This is a genomic window from Bradyrhizobium sp. Unk1, assembly GCF_059512345.1.
Genome location: NZ_JCAMOP010000009.1, coordinates 1 through 14,949 on the forward strand (window position 1 = coordinate 1; position 14,949 = coordinate 14,949).

Consider the following 14,949-nt stretch of genomic DNA (forward strand, 5'->3'; position numbering starts at 1 on the left):
GCCTCCCTTAAGTGGTGCTCAACAACTCCACTTTGGCACATCGATGCCGTCGGGCGGGGCGTCCACCCCATCATAAAGGAGCAGACGTCGGCTTTTGGAGCCTAAGCAGAAGTTCGTTGCTCAATCAGAGTATTGCCGGTTTTGACCCTGAGCGGCCCATCTTTAAAACGGCATCAAGTCATGCTGCCAGGCATGAAGCACCGGATGCGTGGATGGCCGTCGATGTAATGCTTCCAGACCATTGTACGGCCGAAACGGTTTGGTTGCTTGACAACGGCGCCATCGGGCACGTTGACCCATTCGTTGTCGATGTAGACGCGGTAACGCCCGCTATTGGACTCCCAATCCGCATCAGAAACGATGTACCCGTCAAGATCGGTGCAGCACTGTCCAAATTCGCTCTGCAAGCTTTCAAACCATAACTTCAGCGGGCCATCGTGCGCGAGTGCTGGCGTCGCTAGCGCCGTCAAGCCAAGCAACAGTGCCGCAGGTATTGCTGGAAACATCTCTTTGCCTCCGCGATCTTCGCCGCCCGATCCGCGGGGCTTGATGCGGACAAGGCTGGCAACCCGGAAAACAAGATGGCGCTTACAGCTGCGTCTCGGTGATGGGCGCAACAGCCACAATCGTTCGAGACCTCGTCATGGGAGACTTTCGTCCCCCGGCGCTTATGGACGTGAGTCCTTCAACTCGGGCAAAGGTTCAGCAACGACTGCTTGACTAAAGGTCAGCGCAGCTGCGTGTTTGGTCTGAGGAATCCGCTTGGCCCTTCCCGGACCTCATGGAGCGTCCGCTTCTGCGCCGTTCTTGGGGGCTAAGCGGGCATTGTGGATTTATCAGTACACGCTCTAACCGCGTTCATTTTCTGCGTCACGACATCATTTGCCCATTGGGTCAAACTTTATCCAAATGCGGCGAAGCGGATTCGGCGGAATGAAATCTCTCCGCGCCATGCTGGGACATGTCCCTTGCGAGGGCGCATGGGCAGGCTGGAGATTTCGTCGATGTATTACGTCGCCGCCGCATTGCTGGTGCTGTCCGGACTGTTCTACTCCGCGAGCCATCACGAGCTCGGCCAGTTCGGCGCGAACGTGTGCAGCTATGGCAGCACGTTCTGCGACAACCCGGTGGTCGTCTTCACCGGCGGCGCGCTGGCCGCCGCCTGGGGCATGTTCGTCAGCATCAAGTAGCAGCGCGCGTTTCGCCGCGAATGCGTTGAACGCGCTATTTCCCCAATTCCTTGCGGACGGCCGCGGCCGAATTGCCGACCTTGTCGACGGCCTTTTGCAGCTCCTCCTTCGATACGCCGAGCGCGTGCGTCCAGTACTTGACCTCGAAGGCCTCGTGCATGTTGATCTTGCTGCGGTCCGGTTGCGCGCGCTTCGTCAGAGTGTCCATTGCGTTTCCTCCCTCACGGAAGAAAAAAACGCCAACATGGACCGGCCGTTCCAAACGGCAGAGCGAGACTCACAGGGCGGGGCTCACACGTCGAGGCTCAAACGTTCAGCCACAGCATGGAAGCCAGCACCGCTGAAAATACAAACAGCCCGACAATTGCAATTCTAAAAACCAGGTCGGCGGCCACGCGAGCCCCCTTTTCGTTGCAAATTCTTTGCCCGCACCGCACGCGGTCACCGCCTTGGGCAAGGCAGGACCGTATCGTGACTTTGCTGCCGGGGCGGGTTGGGAACAGCCGGTCGACCGGCAGCGCAACGTGCTAACCCACCTTTGGTTCCTAATTTTCGCACAGCGCGAATCAGCCGATGTTAACCCTACCGGTCGGCGGGTGCCATCGTCATGAGAACCAGACCGTGCTGCGCGACGGCGGACAGCCGAGCGCGTGCTGCCTGATCGCCGACAGATGCTGTGTCCAGGCATCGGCCGACCATCGGCAACATGTTCTGGCGTGCGATACGATGGTGACCGTTTCGACGTCAAGCAAATGAAAAGCCCGCAACCGGGACGGTTCGGGCTCGATCTCTGCGATGGTACGACTCTACAGGTGTTTTGCCCGACGTGTCAAAGCAATCACGGAGCATTGCGTCAACAGGCGGCGGCGCTGGCCGACGCAGGAACTTTGCGGCCATGATCGCGCTTAAAGCACACTTCGCAATTCCGGAAGGTCAGCCCTGTCAAACCGATCGAAACAGCACGCCGCCAAGCACGACAGCGCCGAAGGTTCGGCGAAGTCCGGGCCGGGGCTGCTGAAACGGCTGGGGCCCGGCCTCATCACCGGCGCAGCCGACGACGATCCGTCGGGCATCGCCACCTATTCGCAGGCGGGTGCGCAATTCGGCTACGGGCTGCTCTGGACGGTGTTTCTGACCCTGCCGTTCATGATCGCGATTCAGCTCGTCAGCGCGCGGATCGGCCGGGTCACCGGCAAGGGGCTGGCCGCCAACGTCCTGCAGCTCGCGCCGCGCTGGATCGTGCTGGGGCTCGTCTCGCTGCTCGTCATCGCCAACACCTTCAACATCGCCGCCGACATCGCCGCGATGGCGGAGGCCCTCTCGCTGGTCATCGGCGGGCTCAATCACGAGCACGCCCTGATCTTCGCGGCGGGCTCGACCCTGCTCCAGGTGTTCGTGCCCTATCGCCGCTATTCGCCGGTGCTCAAATTCCTGACGCTGACGCTGTTCGCCTATGTCGCCACCGCCTTCACCGTGAAGATCCCGTGGAGCACCGCATTGCTCGCCGCGGTATGGCCGAAGGTGACTATCAGCGCCGAGTATTTCCTGATGGTTGTCGCCGTGCTCGGCACCACCATCAGCCCCTATCTCTTCTTCTGGCAGGCCTCCCAAGAGGTCGAGGAGATGAACCAGGGCAAGCGCGACAAGCCGCTGCGCGACCTTCCGAGCGGGGGCGATCCCGAGATCGCGCGCATCAGGGCCGACACCGTTGTCGGCATGCTGCTCTCCAACAGCATCGCCTTCTTCATCATCCTGACCACGGCGTCCGTGCTGAACGGCAATGGCGTCACCAAGATCAACTCGGCGACGGAAGCGGCCGAAGCGCTGCGTCCGCTCGCCGGCGATTTCACCTTCGCGCTGTTCGCGCTCGGCATCATCGGCACCGGCCTCCTGGCGATCCCGGTGCTGGCGGGCTCGGCGGCTTACGCCGTTGCGGAGACTTTCGGCTGGCGCGCCACGCTGGAGGCGAAGCCGGAAAAGGCGGTCGGCTTCTACACCATCATCGCGGCCGCAACCATCATCGGCTTCGGCCTCGGCTTCACCGGCATCGACTCGATACACATGCTGGTATGGAGCGCGGTGCTCAACGGCATCGTTGCCGTGCCGGTCATGGCCATGATGATGCTGATCGTCTCGAGCCGCGCGATCATGGGCCGCTTCAAAGCCCGCTCATGGCTGGTCGCGCTGGGCTGGCTCGGCACCGCGATCATGGCGCTCGCCGTCCTCGCTCTGCTCGGCTCGTCCGCGATCGGCTGACCCGACCGGCGACAGCTGCGCCGAGATCTGCGACGCCGAGATCTGCGACGCCAAGATCTACGACGCCAAGATCTGCGACACGATGACGATGATGAAGGCCGCGCGCACGGCCGGCACGCTGATGAACCGTATTACGGCGTCACGGGATTGACGGTCGGAGATGTCTTCGGCCCCGGCCGCTCCGGCTCGACCGGCGACTTCGGTGCGGTGGGAAGCACCTTGGCGCCGGCGGCATGTGCGGCCTCGCCCGTCGTTGCATACATCGCGACATGAGCCGGCTGCGTCTTGGCGCGGTTCCACGGCCCGTGATCGACGATCAGCATCGCAGCAATCGTCAAGCCGGCCACCATCAGCGCAATCACGCCGGGATGGCGAAGCGCCGAGGACATGGAGTTTGCGAAACGATCTGTTGTCATCGAAAGACCCGTGCTGTTTCCTCTCGCGGGTTAACTCAAACGTATCCCGCTTCCTCTCGCGGGTTAACTCAAACGTATCCCGCGAGTTCCGGCCTTCGCTTAAGCAAGTTCCGAGCCACTACGCGGAACAGATCGTCCCGATACGATCACTTTTTCACGTCCGGGCGCGCGTCGCCGACGAAGCTGTCGCGGTTCGGCATTTTGACAGCCGAAAGCGATTTGGCATCGAGTGTCGCATCCGCTCCCACCAGCCCGTTCAGGTTCAGGATGTAGGCGGACACCGCATAGACTTCCTCGTCGCTCAGCGACTGCGGCGCGTTCTGCGGCATGGCGCGGCGGATATAATCGAACAGCGTCGGCGCATAAGGCCAATAGCTGCCGACGGTGCGGATCGGCTTGGCCGTTGCGATCGTGCCCTGCCCACCGGCGAGCCGGTCACCCAGGCCCCCCTCGCCTTTATCGCCATGGCAGGACGCACATTGCTGGGCGAACACCTCGCGGCCATGGCTGACCGAACCGCCCCCCTTCGGCAGATTCTGGCCGTCACGTCCGACATCGATATTCCAGCCCGCGATCTCTGCAGCCGTCGCAGGGCGACCGATGCCATAAGGGCTTTGCGCCTGCGCTTCGCTCGCGAAGGCACCCAGCGCGATTGCGACGGCAACGCCGCAGGTCTCACGCCAGCGCATTGGTCACCTCGCCGTCGGCTGCGATGCGCCAGGGCCAGATCGCGTTGTTGTGGTAGAAATAGTTCTCGCCGCGCACCGCGAGCAGCTCGGCCAGCGTCGGCTGCACATAGCCGGTCTCGTCGACGGCACGGCTCTGGATCACGGCTGGCTTGCCGTCCCATTGCCAAGGCAAGCGGAAGCGCGTGAGGGCGCGCGTCAACACCGGCTCCTGTAATCGCGCGTCCTGCCAGCTCTTGCCGTCATCGACCGAAACCTCGACGCGCTCGATCTTGCCATGTCCGCTCCAGGCGATGCCGGTGATCTCATGGAAGCCGGGCGCGCTCAGGCGATGACCGCCCGAGGGGCGCGTGATGATCGACTTCGCTTCCATGTAGAAGGAAAACTCGCGCGCCGTGCCGTCGGGCAAGAGATCGGTGTATTTCGAGGTCTCTTCGCGCGAATAAGTGGGCTCCGCGGTCACGTGCAGGCGGCGCAGCCACTTCACGCTCATATTGCCTTCGAAGCCCGGCAAGAACAGCCGCAAGGGATAGCCCTGCTGCGGACGCAACCGCTCGCCGTTCTGGCTGTAGACCAGAAGGGCGTCCTCGAGGCATTTCTCGATCGGAATGCTGCGCGTCAGCGCGGCGGCGTCAGCGCCTTCGGCGACGACCCATTTGGCGTCCGGTTTCAATCCGGCCTCCTGGAGCACCAGCTTCAGGCTCACGCCGGTCCATTCGGCGCAACTCACCAGACCTACGAGGTCCGATGCCGTCTTGCCATAGGGCTTGGTGTAGCCGGGATTGCCGGAGCATTCGAGGAAATGGATGCGCGACTCCGACGGGAAGCGCCTGAGATCGTCCATCGTGAAGATCAGGGGCCGTTCGACAAGGCGGTGCAGCATCAACCGATGCTGCACCGGATCGATGGTCGGAACACCGCCATGATGCCGCTCGTAGAACAGTCCATTCGGCGTGATGATGCCGTCGAGCTCCGGCAACGGCGTCCGGCTGGAGGCCGATATGTACTGCTTGAGAGTCTTCGAGATGTTCTTGACGACGCCCTTCTCGAACGGTGACGGCGCGCCATAGGGCTGGGCTCCCATCGGCTCGCCTGGCGCCCTCATCCATTCGGGAATGTTGGGCGGAAGGTTGTCCGTCTCCGCCGCGGCCGACGCACCGGCGCCCAGAACGGCGCCGCCCGCCACCGCGGTGCCGCCTTGCAGGAAGCGACGGCGTGTTGTTCTCGCGGATTTTCCGGCGGCGTCGATCGTGCTGCTCATTGCGGATCCTCGGCTGAAGCGCGACCCGCATCAAACCCTCCGCGAAGGGCGTTTGCAATCCGCACCTATTTCAAAAGCAGGCGATTTCGACCAGGACTGATCTAGATCAGCCAGCCGCAACAGCCATTCCGTTCTTCGCAATGCAAAACAGCTCTCGGCGTCACTCGCCCGGTGCGATCGCGTTACTCGGCGTCGGCCGGTCGGTGATCTGTTGTCCGAACAGGCTGCCGATCAGCTCGACCGCAGTCCGCGCGGTGCGACCGCGCTCGTCCAGGAACGGATTGAGCTCGACGATGTCGACTGATCCGACCACGCCTGAGTCATGAAGCAGCTCCATGATCAGATGCGCTTCGCGATAGGTCGCTCCGCCCGGCACCGTGGTGCCGACTCCCGGCGCCACACACGGATCGAGGAAATCGACATCGAAGCTGACATGGAGCACGCCATCGCTTGCCTTGACGCGCTCGATGACGCGCCGGATCAGCACGGCGACGCCGAACTCGTCGATCTGGCGCATGTCGACAACCCTGATCCGGCGTGTGCGCATCAATTCCCTTTCGAGCTTGTCGATCGAACGCGCGCCGAACAGGTCCAGCCTGTCGGGATCAATCGAGGCGCGCGGATCATCGCCAAGCAATCCGTCGAGGCCGGGCTCGCCGCACAAGAACGCCGCCGACATGCCGTGCATGTTGGCGGTGATAGTCGTCTCGGGCGTATTGTAATCGGCATGGGCGTCGAGCCAGAGCACGAACAGCTCACGTCCGCGCTCCTGCCAGTGGCGCGCCATGGCATTCACCGAGCCCATCGACAATGTGTGATCGCCGCCGAGGAAGATCGGCAACGCCCCGGTCTGCGCGATCTCATGGCCTCTGCGGCTCAGCATCCGCGTCCAGCGCTGGATTTCGCGATAGTGATTGGCTTTTTCGGGCGGCCTGTCAGCGAGGTCGCTGACCTCCGCCACGGAGAGATCGCCGTAATCGACAACTTCGAAATCAAGGCCTTCGAGCAATGCCGCAAGCCCGGCGGTGCGCAGCGCCGCAGGGCCCATCAAGGTGCCACGCTGCGAAGCTCCCATGTCGATGGGCGCGCCGAGCAAGGCGATACGCCGGGCTCGATCCGGCATGGTCCGATCGGTCACGGCAGTCTCCTGACATCCACAAGGTCGTGGCAGCCTAACAGAGATTCGTACCCGTCGTTTCACGGGTATTTCTCGGTGAAAAGACGCCGCGAGAGAAGCCGTCCCGGAACAAAATCCCGCGCACCGCATTTCCCTTGCAAGGCCGGCACCCGCCGTACATTACGGCGCCTGTCGCGGATAGCCAAAGGTCTTCGGACCCGCTGTTCAAAACGAGCGCTCGCGCGGATAGCCAAAGGTGCCGGCCTCATTCACTTCGTCAGAAGCGGAGTTTACGAATTTGAGCACCGAAATTCCGCAGCCCCCGTCCCAGCCCGGCATGGCCGAGCGCGCCATCGACGCGGCGGCCGACGTCTCCCATTCGATCGGTGAGGTCGCGGGAGGCTTGCGCGCCGCTGTCGACCGCTTGACGCATGTCATCGACGAAGCTCGAAAGCCGGGTAAACCGCTCTCGACGGTCGCCGCAATCACACGTGAAGCGCCGCTCGCGAGCCTGTTCGTCGCCTTCCTGTTCGGGGTTGCCATCGCCCGCCGGCGTTAGCAATGAAGCCCGCGTGACGTAACTCAGCTAGGCAGCCGTGGCGGATCGGGGCTGCGGCAGGAATTGCCTCTCGAACGCCTGGCAGGCATCGGCCGGCCGAAGAAATACCCTTCCTCGCATCCCATGCTGACCAGGAAGTCGGCCGTGGCACGGTTCTCGATGCCTTCCGCCACGACTGTGAGCCCGAGCTGCTTGCTGAGACCGATGGTCGAGCCGACGATCGGGGCTTTCGGCCGGGGCTATGGCGCAGCCGAGATCAGCGGCGACAACGGTCTTGCCGGCTCGCTCGAGCTGCGCTTCGACCAGAAGCTCAATTTCCGCACTGGACCGGCTATCAGCTCTACGCCTTTGGCGACGCCGGCGCAGTCTGGAACGATGGCTACCGGCTGAGCGACGGCCTGTCGCTGACATCGGCCGGAGCCGGCGTGCGGTTCTTTCTGCCGGACGATCTTCAGGCCGATCTCGGCGTAGCCATCCCCTTGGGCTACCGGGCTCCAGACAACGAGCGCCGCAGCCCACGCTTCCTGTTCACCCTCTCGAGCGCATTCCGGCTTTGCCCCGAACGCGGCAGGGGCAGCTGCCTCTAGCTGCCGCGCTTTGAGCACACCCGGCATGCGGCCCTTTTGCGGCCTTGCTCACAGACTTGCCTAAATTTAATCCCGTAACCTGCTCAAGATCGCTCGATCCGGGGGCTTCCGGTGACCATTTTCAGTCGAAAGTGATTGGGACGGAACTATGAAGAGGGTGTTTGCAATCCTGGCTTTTCTCTGCGTGCTCGGCGTCGGCCAGTATTTCGTGGTCAGCCGGTTCGCGATCCGACATGAGGTTCTGACCCTGTTCGATGCCGCGCGCCAACGGCCGATCTCGGTCGAAATCGCGGTGCGGCGCGACTATGAGACCAAGGCCAATCTCGGGCTCTGGAAGCTCCCGCTCGCCATCATCAGCAACGGCAACACCGTCAAGGCGACCGAGTATTCCTTCCTCGCCAACGTACTTGCGGCGCGCGGTTATCTCGTTGCCAGCATCCAGCAGGACCTGCCGAGCGATCCGCCGTTGATGACCCATGTCGGTCAGCAATATGTCGGGCGGCGCGAGGTCTATATCCGCTGCGAGGCCAACATCCTTTTCACCCTGGCCGAACTGAAGCGACGGCAGGAAAACACCGACTACGACCACATCACCCTCGTCGGCCATTCCAACGGTGGCGACGTCTCGATGTATGTCGCCCATCAGCACCCGGAGATCGTGTCGAAGGTGATCACGCTCGACAATTTGCGGGTGCCCTTCGTGCTCAGCGACAACCTGAAGATCTTGTCGTTCCGCTCCAAGGATCCGCATTTCCAGACCGACCCGGGCGTGCTGCCGACGCCTGACGAGGCCAAAGCGCGCGGCATCGACATCGTCCATACCGGTGCTCAGCACACCGAGATGAGCGATCGCGGTCCCGATGCGGTCAAGGAGAAGATCCAGGCGACACTCGACCGCTTCCTGCGTGACAGTGCCAGCAGCTCGCTCGCACCGGCCGACACCAGAAGCCCTATGATCATGAATCCCGGCGACTACTAGCCGGGCCCGCTTTGCGGCAGATCAAGGCAGCTCCAGGCTGGCAACGATAGCAAGGGCCTCACCATCCCGGAGAGGCACGTGTCGCACTCCCCCGAAAGCCTTCTTACGAAACGTCTCGACACGGCAAGCCTTGGCCTGCCGGCTGCGAGGACATCGGCATTCGCGCGTCATCTCTATCGTGCAACCCGCAAGCTGCTCCGGTCGATCATCGCCCGCATCGATCTCTCGCAATTTCCGGGATCGTGCTGCGGCTGAGCGCGGCGTCACGCAGGATCAATTTGCGGGCACGCGGCGCACACCGGAACTCAGGACTTTCCTTTGCCGGGCTGCATGAAACTGCCGGTCATCTGGCGCATGTGGTCGCCGGCGCTGGTGAACTGGCTGCGCAGGAAGTCGGACTGGATTCGCATCGCTTCCTGAAGGTCGGTGGCATGCACGAGCTTGCGCGCGTGCTCGAACGCCGACTTCATGTTCTGCTCGGTGAACGCGAGCGCCTGCTTGGACACTTCGGTACCCGCTCCGGGAACCGAAGTCATCGATTTGGTGGCAGCTTCGAAAAACATGCCGAAGGCCTGTTCCGCCTGGTCGATCGTCTTTTCGGCTAGGTCGCGCAGTTCGGCTGGGACTTCGAGCTTCGGTTCGATCATGGTCATCTCCTCCCCTTTTTCCCAACTGAATACCACACTTGCCGCACCGCATTCCAGCGGCAGCCTGGGGGACAAACGTCGCCCGGGCGGTCCGGCTCCGGCAGGAAAACGAGGGACGAGGCGTAAGGCCGGCGCGCGGCCGGGGTCAGGACAGGGGGTGCTCGGGACGGGTTTCTTCGGTGCCGAGGTCTTCGACCAGCTTGATCACCTCGAAACGCTGTCGAGGCGCGAGCTTCAGGAACGCGCGAAGCAGACGCAGACTTTCAACGGTGCTGCTTGCAGGCGCGCCGAGCTTAAGGTGCAGTTCAGCCGCGAAATTGAGGTTTTTCATCTCGCACCTATGACAAGCATCGGCCCTCGTAATCAGACGTCGAGGTCTCGCTCGAGAACCGAACACCATGACCGGACGCCATGGTGCCCCTGAGATCTCGGCCGGGGCACCCGGTGGGTTAACACGTCGAACCACATGTCCACACGGACTGGCTCAACCGAACAGGTTGCAATTATGTCAAGAAACAACCCTTCCGGCAAGCCCAACCGTCGCCGTAGCGATGCTTCGTCCGCATCGCAGCACGGCAATTCCGGATAACAGGATTATGGACCGTCGTCACCCACCTGCGTCAAGAAGCGGCATCAATCACGCACACGGCCTCGATCGCTGTCAATCGGTGCGGCGTTTCGCCGTGTTTCTGGTGTGAACGAGGTCAGATTGAAGTTTCTTCAGCGCATACACGTAATTGGCGAGTCCGACCGCGGCGGTTGTATCGTCAACGGAATGAACGTCGAGCCTCGCAGCCGGCCTGCAGCGTCTTGATCCGTCCGCCAGTGAAGCCCCCTTGGGCTGCTCGGCTTGGACGCGGTTCCCCCACCAGGGTTTATCGGTCCGAAAATATCTCCGCCAATGAACCGTCGTTCAAGGCTGAACGACCAAGCGGTTGCGAAGCGGCCACGCAGACCACGGGCGCCATGGCTGACGGACTTCTTGATTCGGGCGCGCCTCAGCACCAAAGGACGACAGCATGCTTTCCCGCTGCGATCTCATCAAGGGCGGCGCGGTCGCGCTTCTCACCCTCTCGATACAAGGCGCATGGGCGCAGGAGACCAGGATGAATCTGTTCAAGATCGTCACCATCAAGGACGAAATCGTCGTCGGATTGTCGGCGCAGGAGCTCCAGGCGCTTGGCGGCAATGATGCAAGCGCGGTTGCGCACGCGCTGGCGCAGAAGGGCGATCTCACGGTCTGGCAGTACAACGTGCATCGCGGCCCGAACGGCGAATTGCAACAGGCGCCGACCGTTAAGATCGGGCTCTTGGCCAACGCGTCTCTCCGTGTCGAGCCCTACACGACGCCCTACCAGATCGTGCCGCATCCGTAACAAGCGGCCCGGGCGCGCCTGCGGCGAGATCGCAGGCGCGCCACTACTCTCAACGCTGCTTGGCGCGCTGAGCCCCGCCTTCAGTCGCAAAGCCGTAGATCAGCGCCAGCCGGTCCAGGCATTCGCGAAAGCGCCGTGCGAAATAGTCGTTCCAGCGCTGGGTACGGACAGCCCGCCGCTCCCCGATCTGATCCATGGTCAGCCCCAGCACCAGGACGTCGTGCACCAGCGCGGCGCCATCGGTACCGAGTTCGCGCTCGACCCGGTTCAGGCGCAGCACAGCCTGGCGCTGGTCCTCGGTGACGGGCTCGCGCGAGCGCGTGCCATCGACATATTCGCGCGTCGGGTCCACCGCCTGGGGCCCGCGCTCCGCCCTCTCCCAGTCGTTCTGGAAGGCGCGCCCGCCGCGATACTGCGCCTCATCGATCTGGTGATGCGCGTGCAACCGGCCGAGCGGATCGCCGCGGACCGAGCGGACGGCGACGATCTTCTCGCCGGCATCGAGCGCCAGCGGATTGTCGACCTCGACCTCCGCCACCTCGGCATTGAACGGCACCTCGCGCGATCGCCGATCGTAGATTCCAGTCAATCTGTAGGACTTGTTGCGTCGTAGACGTGCCACTCGGATACTCCTCGCAAATTGAATGAATGGCGGTCCCGTCAGGCGGCAGAGATCAGCCTCAGGACGACAGGACCGGCGGCGCGAGCGGACGCAGCCTCAGACCTTCGCGTCAGGCGGGCATGCGGCGAGCAATAGCTGGAGCCCGGCTGGCGCGGATGGCCGCAGAAGGCGATCCCCTCCCCGTCCTTGTCGCCACCATAGGTATAGCGGCAGTCGTCGCGCCCGAGTTCGCCCAGCGCGACCAGTCGGGGCTGGACGCCGACACAGCGCAACTTGACCCGCGCGGGTTTCATTGCGGATTTCGGCGGAAAGTTCAGGTTCGGCACCGCCGGACGGGGCGGCCCGATGAGACAGGCTCCTGACGGCAAGGACGGCACGATCGATGGACTCGTCATCCGCGCCGGTGCCGCGAGTCCCAGCCGCTTGGCGCGGCCGGCCACCGCGTTGCGTGTGTAAGCCGTTCCAAACCTTCCGTTTATCTGTCTTCCGATCTCCGCATAAGACATCCCCTTGAGAAAATAGTCGTGAAGCGCGTCGGAGTGCTCCGACGGCCAATGACCCGGTTCCATGCTGCTGTCCTGTGATGCGCCTCCTCCGATCGTTCGATCGCGAGGCGGAGCCTACATTCCGGTATTCCGAAGCAACTGTCAAGCGACAATTCTGATATTCATAATTGCATCAATTCCGAATTTCGGATTACAAGAGGCGGGACGATGGGCAATCGAGGGAATCACCATGTTGGACGTTGCAATGATCGAGCGGGGCCTGGAGAAGACGGGCAAGAGCAAGGGCGGCCTGGCGGCGGCCATGGGCGTGCGGCCCGGCGCGGTGTCGGAGATCCTGGGCGGCGAGCGCCTGGTGAAGGCGTCTGAAATCATTCCGATCATGGAATATCTTGAGCTCAATCTCGCGCCGATCATGGGCCGCGTCGGGGCCGGCGCTGTGATCGAGCCCGATTATGAACAGGTTCCCCCTGAAGGCCTCGGCGATATCGCGCTGCCGTTCCCGATCATGGAAGAGACCGTCGCTTTCGAGATCGTCGGCGATTCGATGCTGCCTAAATACGAGAGCGGCGACGTGATCGTCGTCTACAAGGACCAGCGCCATCCACTGTCGAGCTTCTACGGCGAAGAGGCCGTGGTCCGGCTCAAGACCGGCGAGCGTTATTTGAAGACCATCGAACGGGGCAAGTCGCCCTCCGTCGTCAACCTCACCAGCTTCAACGCCAAGCCGATCGTCGGCGTCAAGCTCGAGTGGGTCGGCGAGATCTGCCTGTCCATGCCCAAGGGCCAGCTCGAGCGGCTGCGCGCCAAGTCAGCACGCCCTCGCAAGAAGAGCAAATAGGGGCCTATTTCCGTTTTTCGGAAATAACCCTTGACTTAGTTCTGTTTTTCGGAAATACTCTGCCGCGCTCCCGACTACGGAGCGCGGCAGGATCGTTTCATGCAGTATTTCGTCGTGATGATCGACTATGGGCGGCGCGGACGCGAGGCGGTCGTCGATCCCGAAATCACAAGGCGCGAGGTCATCTCCCGCGTCGCTTCGGGTGAGTATCGAAACATCTCGTTCATCCACGAAATCGCGGAGAATGCGGTGGAGGACGTGACCGCGGCCATCCTGACCGAGGCCGCCCTCCCCCAGATTCCGCCTGAAGAAGTCGACCTCCAGGCGATCCGCCTCGATCACGCCCGCGACCTGCGCAAGCACGAGAAGACGTGACGCAGGCCCAAACGGCCTGCGCCACTGCCCGGTCAGAGATCACACCGTGAGAACGGTCGACCCCGTGGTCTTGCGCGCGGCGAGGTCGGCATGCGCCTTGGCGGCATCCTTCAGCGGGTACGTCTGGTGCACCTCGATCTTGACCGCGGCGGACTTCACAACGTCGAACAGCTCGTTGGCCATCGCGACCAGGGCCTCGCGCTTGGCAGCGTAGGTGAACAGCGTCGGACGGGTGACGTAGAGCGAGCCCTTCTGCGCGAGCAGGCCGAGATTGAGCGGCTCGACAGCGCCGGAGGACGCACCAAACAGCGCGGCAACACCGAGCGGCGCAAGACAATCCAGCGACTTCAGGAACGTATCCTTGCCGACGGAATCATAGACCACCGGCACCTTCTTGCCGCCCGTGATCTCGTCCACGCGCTTCACGAAATCCTCGCGCGTATAGATGATCACATGATCGCAGCCATGTGCCTTGGCGAGCTTTGCCTTCTCGTCGCTGCTGACGGTGCCGATCACTGTCGCGCCGAGATGTTTTGCCCACTGGCTCAGGATCAGGCCAACGCCGCCGGCCGCGGCATGAAGCAGGATGGTGTCGCCGGCCTTCACGCGATAGGTCTGCCGGATCAGGTATTGGGTGGTGAGCCCCTTCAGCATCATGGCCGCCGCGGTCTTGTCGTCGACACCATCAGGCAGCTTCAACAACCGGTCGGCCGGGATCAGCCGCGCCTCGGAATAGGCACCGAGCGGCGATGCGCCATAGGCGACGCGATCGCCCGGCTTCAGATTGGTGACACCCGAGCCGACTTCCTCGACGATTCCGGCCGCCTCGCTGCCAAGACCGCTCGGCAATTGTGCCGGATACACGCCCGAGCGATTGTAGATGTCGACGAAGTTGAGACCGACGGCTGTGTGGCGGATGCGCGCCTCGCCAGGTCCGGGCTTCCCGACGCTGACCTCCTCCCAGACCAGGACTTCAGGACCGCCGGTCTTGTGAAAGCGAATGGCATGCGTCATGGGCGTTGCTCCCTTATTGTTGCCGTGAAGGTCCGTGGAAAACGGATCGGCCCCTGAAATAGGAATTTGGTCGGCCCGTTACAGTACAGAGACGTAACAAGAATGTCACAGCGAACGACAAAGGCCCGCTGTTCCGCCTCTGTTCGAAAGAGTTGATGACGGCTCCGGGGCAACGGGCAGTAGCGTTTGCACGGGGTTTGGTGGTCGCCTGCGAAGGAGAGCCGAGATGCCAGCTTATGTACAGCATCATCAGGACATCGAAATCGCGCCTGTAATTTGCCCTGCCTGCATGGGGTTCCTGCCGATGTATGTTCGCGAGGTCGAACCGCATTGGGGGCTTGCCAAGATCGACTTCGTCTATGAATGCGCGGACTGCGGGGCCGAAGTCCGGCAGACCATCCGCAAGCCGGACCTGCGGCACTGACCGCCGTCGGCGTCCCCCTCAAGTATTTGCGTTAGGCGGAAAAAACGCCGTCCGCGCGGGTCTGTTGCCTCCCAAACGAGGCTTGTTCTTTGCCGG

20 protein-coding genes and 2 pseudogenes are annotated in these 14,949 nt (G+C 62.7%); 10 read left to right on the top strand and 12 right to left on the bottom strand.

All coding sequences use genetic code 11. The annotated features are described in order from the left end of the window. Positions 1 to 173 precede the first annotated feature (173 nt). Positions 174 to 506 (bottom strand): hypothetical protein, encoded by a 333-nt coding sequence (locus tag AC5ZFO_RS13210; protein ID WP_282524232.1) that lies wholly within the window; start codon positions 504 to 506, stop codon positions 174 to 176. A 498-nt stretch (positions 507 to 1,004) separates the two neighbouring features. Here AC5ZFO_RS13210 and AC5ZFO_RS13215 point away from each other — a divergent pair, with 498 nt between their 5' ends. Then, positions 1,005 to 1,190 carry a hypothetical protein gene (locus AC5ZFO_RS13215; RefSeq protein WP_014493715.1) on the top strand — a complete coding sequence of 62 codons (186 nt, stop codon included), beginning with the start codon at positions 1,005 to 1,007 and terminating at the stop codon, positions 1,188 to 1,190. A 34-nt stretch (positions 1,191 to 1,224) separates the two neighbouring features. On the opposite strand, the gene AC5ZFO_RS13220 is transcribed toward AC5ZFO_RS13215, so the two are convergent. Beyond that, a complete protein-coding gene (locus AC5ZFO_RS13220; protein WP_282524233.1) occupies positions 1,225 to 1,398 on the bottom strand; it encodes a DUF3606 domain-containing protein in 174 nt (57 codons plus the stop codon). A gap of 803 nt (positions 1,399 to 2,201) precedes the next feature. Here AC5ZFO_RS13220 and AC5ZFO_RS13225 point away from each other — a divergent pair. After that, positions 2,202 to 3,446 (top strand): NRAMP family divalent metal transporter, encoded by a 1,245-nt coding sequence (locus tag AC5ZFO_RS13225; RefSeq protein ID WP_282524339.1) that lies wholly within the window; start codon positions 2,202 to 2,204, stop codon positions 3,444 to 3,446. 131 nt (positions 3,447 to 3,577) lie between these two features. On the opposite strand, the gene AC5ZFO_RS13230 is transcribed toward AC5ZFO_RS13225, so the two are convergent. The 4 genes from AC5ZFO_RS13230 to rocF form a co-directional block, all read right to left on the bottom strand. Next, the gene (locus AC5ZFO_RS13230; protein WP_282524234.1) at positions 3,578 to 3,862 is read right to left on the bottom strand and encodes a hypothetical protein; all 285 of its coding nucleotides are present in this window, start codon (positions 3,860 to 3,862) and stop codon (positions 3,578 to 3,580) included. Positions 3,863 to 4,008: 146 nt separating this feature from the next. Then, positions 4,009 to 4,551, bottom strand: a complete 543-nt coding sequence (locus AC5ZFO_RS13235; protein ID WP_282524235.1) for a c-type cytochrome — start codon at positions 4,549 to 4,551, stop codon at positions 4,009 to 4,011. Next, the gene (gene soxC / locus AC5ZFO_RS13240; protein ID WP_496122152.1) at positions 4,538 to 5,809 is read right to left on the bottom strand and encodes a sulfite dehydrogenase; all 1,272 of its coding nucleotides are present in this window, start codon (positions 5,807 to 5,809) and stop codon (positions 4,538 to 4,540) included. The genes AC5ZFO_RS13235 and soxC overlap by 14 nt, the downstream gene beginning before the upstream one ends. Positions 5,810 to 5,969: 160 nt before the next feature. Next, positions 5,970 to 6,947, bottom strand: coding sequence for an arginase (gene rocF, locus AC5ZFO_RS13245; RefSeq protein WP_282524237.1), 978 nt, complete (start codon positions 6,945 to 6,947; stop codon positions 5,970 to 5,972). A 277-nt stretch (positions 6,948 to 7,224) separates the two neighbouring features. Here rocF and AC5ZFO_RS13250 point away from each other — a divergent pair, with 277 nt between their 5' ends. Next, a complete protein-coding gene (locus AC5ZFO_RS13250) occupies positions 7,225 to 7,485 on the top strand; it encodes a hypothetical protein (protein ID WP_282524238.1) in 261 nt (86 codons plus the stop codon). A gap of 27 nt (positions 7,486 to 7,512) precedes the next feature. On the opposite strand, the pseudogene AC5ZFO_RS13255 reads toward AC5ZFO_RS13250, so the two are convergent. After that, positions 7,513 to 7,712 (bottom strand): annotated as a pseudogene (locus AC5ZFO_RS13255) (hypothetical protein); the annotation flags it as partial. Between AC5ZFO_RS13255 and AC5ZFO_RS13260 the strand changes: the two are divergent. The 3 genes and pseudogenes from AC5ZFO_RS13260 to AC5ZFO_RS13270 form a co-directional block, all read left to right on the top strand. Beyond that, positions 7,711 to 8,072, top strand: a pseudogene (locus AC5ZFO_RS13260) (BamA/TamA family outer membrane protein); the annotation flags it as partial. The pseudogenes AC5ZFO_RS13255 and AC5ZFO_RS13260 sit on opposite strands and share 2 nt — an antisense overlap. A gap of 148 nt (positions 8,073 to 8,220) precedes the next feature. Then, the gene (locus AC5ZFO_RS13265; protein WP_282524239.1) at positions 8,221 to 9,051 is read left to right on the top strand and encodes an alpha/beta fold hydrolase; all 831 of its coding nucleotides are present in this window, start codon (positions 8,221 to 8,223) and stop codon (positions 9,049 to 9,051) included. A 78-nt stretch (positions 9,052 to 9,129) separates the two neighbouring features. After that, positions 9,130 to 9,306, top strand: a complete 177-nt coding sequence (locus AC5ZFO_RS13270; protein WP_282524240.1) for a hypothetical protein — start codon at positions 9,130 to 9,132, stop codon at positions 9,304 to 9,306. A gap of 50 nt (positions 9,307 to 9,356) precedes the next feature. Here AC5ZFO_RS13270 and AC5ZFO_RS13275 read toward each other — a convergent pair whose 3' ends face one another. Both AC5ZFO_RS13275 and AC5ZFO_RS13280 read right to left on the bottom strand, forming a co-directional pair. Next, positions 9,357 to 9,698, bottom strand: coding sequence for a phasin (locus AC5ZFO_RS13275; protein WP_014493705.1), 342 nt, complete (start codon positions 9,696 to 9,698; stop codon positions 9,357 to 9,359). Positions 9,699 to 9,843: 145 nt separating this feature from the next. After that, a complete protein-coding gene (locus AC5ZFO_RS13280; protein ID WP_282524241.1) occupies positions 9,844 to 10,029 on the bottom strand; it encodes a hypothetical protein in 186 nt (61 codons plus the stop codon). A gap of 688 nt (positions 10,030 to 10,717) precedes the next feature. Here AC5ZFO_RS13280 and AC5ZFO_RS13285 point away from each other — a divergent pair. Continuing rightward, positions 10,718 to 11,074 (top strand): hypothetical protein, encoded by a 357-nt coding sequence (locus tag AC5ZFO_RS13285; RefSeq protein ID WP_282524242.1) that lies wholly within the window; start codon positions 10,718 to 10,720, stop codon positions 11,072 to 11,074. Between the two features lie 49 nt (positions 11,075 to 11,123). Here AC5ZFO_RS13285 and AC5ZFO_RS13290 read toward each other — a convergent pair whose 3' ends face one another. Continuing rightward, positions 11,124 to 11,696 carry a hypothetical protein gene (locus AC5ZFO_RS13290; protein WP_496122153.1) on the bottom strand — a complete coding sequence of 191 codons (573 nt, stop codon included), beginning with the start codon at positions 11,694 to 11,696 and terminating at the stop codon, positions 11,124 to 11,126. Between the two features lie 38 nt (positions 11,697 to 11,734). Beyond that, complete coding sequence (locus AC5ZFO_RS13295) at positions 11,735 to 12,265, bottom strand: GcrA family cell cycle regulator (protein WP_496122154.1); 531 nt, start codon at positions 12,263 to 12,265, stop codon at positions 11,735 to 11,737. Between the two features lie 166 nt (positions 12,266 to 12,431). On the opposite strand from AC5ZFO_RS13295, the gene AC5ZFO_RS13300 reads away from it, so the two are divergent. Together AC5ZFO_RS13300 and AC5ZFO_RS13305 are read left to right on the top strand one after the other, a co-directional pair. Next, positions 12,432 to 13,040: a S24 family peptidase gene (locus AC5ZFO_RS13300; RefSeq protein ID WP_028156659.1), complete on the top strand. Its 609-nt coding sequence runs from the start codon at positions 12,432 to 12,434 to the stop codon at positions 13,038 to 13,040. A 99-nt stretch (positions 13,041 to 13,139) separates the two neighbouring features. After that, entirely contained in the window at positions 13,140 to 13,415 is a 276-nt protein-coding gene (locus AC5ZFO_RS13305) for a hypothetical protein (RefSeq protein WP_282524245.1), read from the top strand. Between the two features lie 39 nt (positions 13,416 to 13,454). Here AC5ZFO_RS13305 and AC5ZFO_RS13310 read toward each other — a convergent pair whose 3' ends face one another. After that, the gene (locus AC5ZFO_RS13310) at positions 13,455 to 14,429 is read right to left on the bottom strand and encodes a quinone oxidoreductase family protein (RefSeq protein ID WP_282524246.1); all 975 of its coding nucleotides are present in this window, start codon (positions 14,427 to 14,429) and stop codon (positions 13,455 to 13,457) included. Positions 14,430 to 14,655: 226 nt separating this feature from the next. On the opposite strand from AC5ZFO_RS13310, the gene AC5ZFO_RS13315 reads away from it, so the two are divergent. Then, entirely contained in the window at positions 14,656 to 14,853 is a 198-nt protein-coding gene (locus AC5ZFO_RS13315; protein ID WP_282524247.1) for a hypothetical protein, read from the top strand. The last annotated feature ends 96 nt before the right edge of the window (positions 14,854 to 14,949 follow it).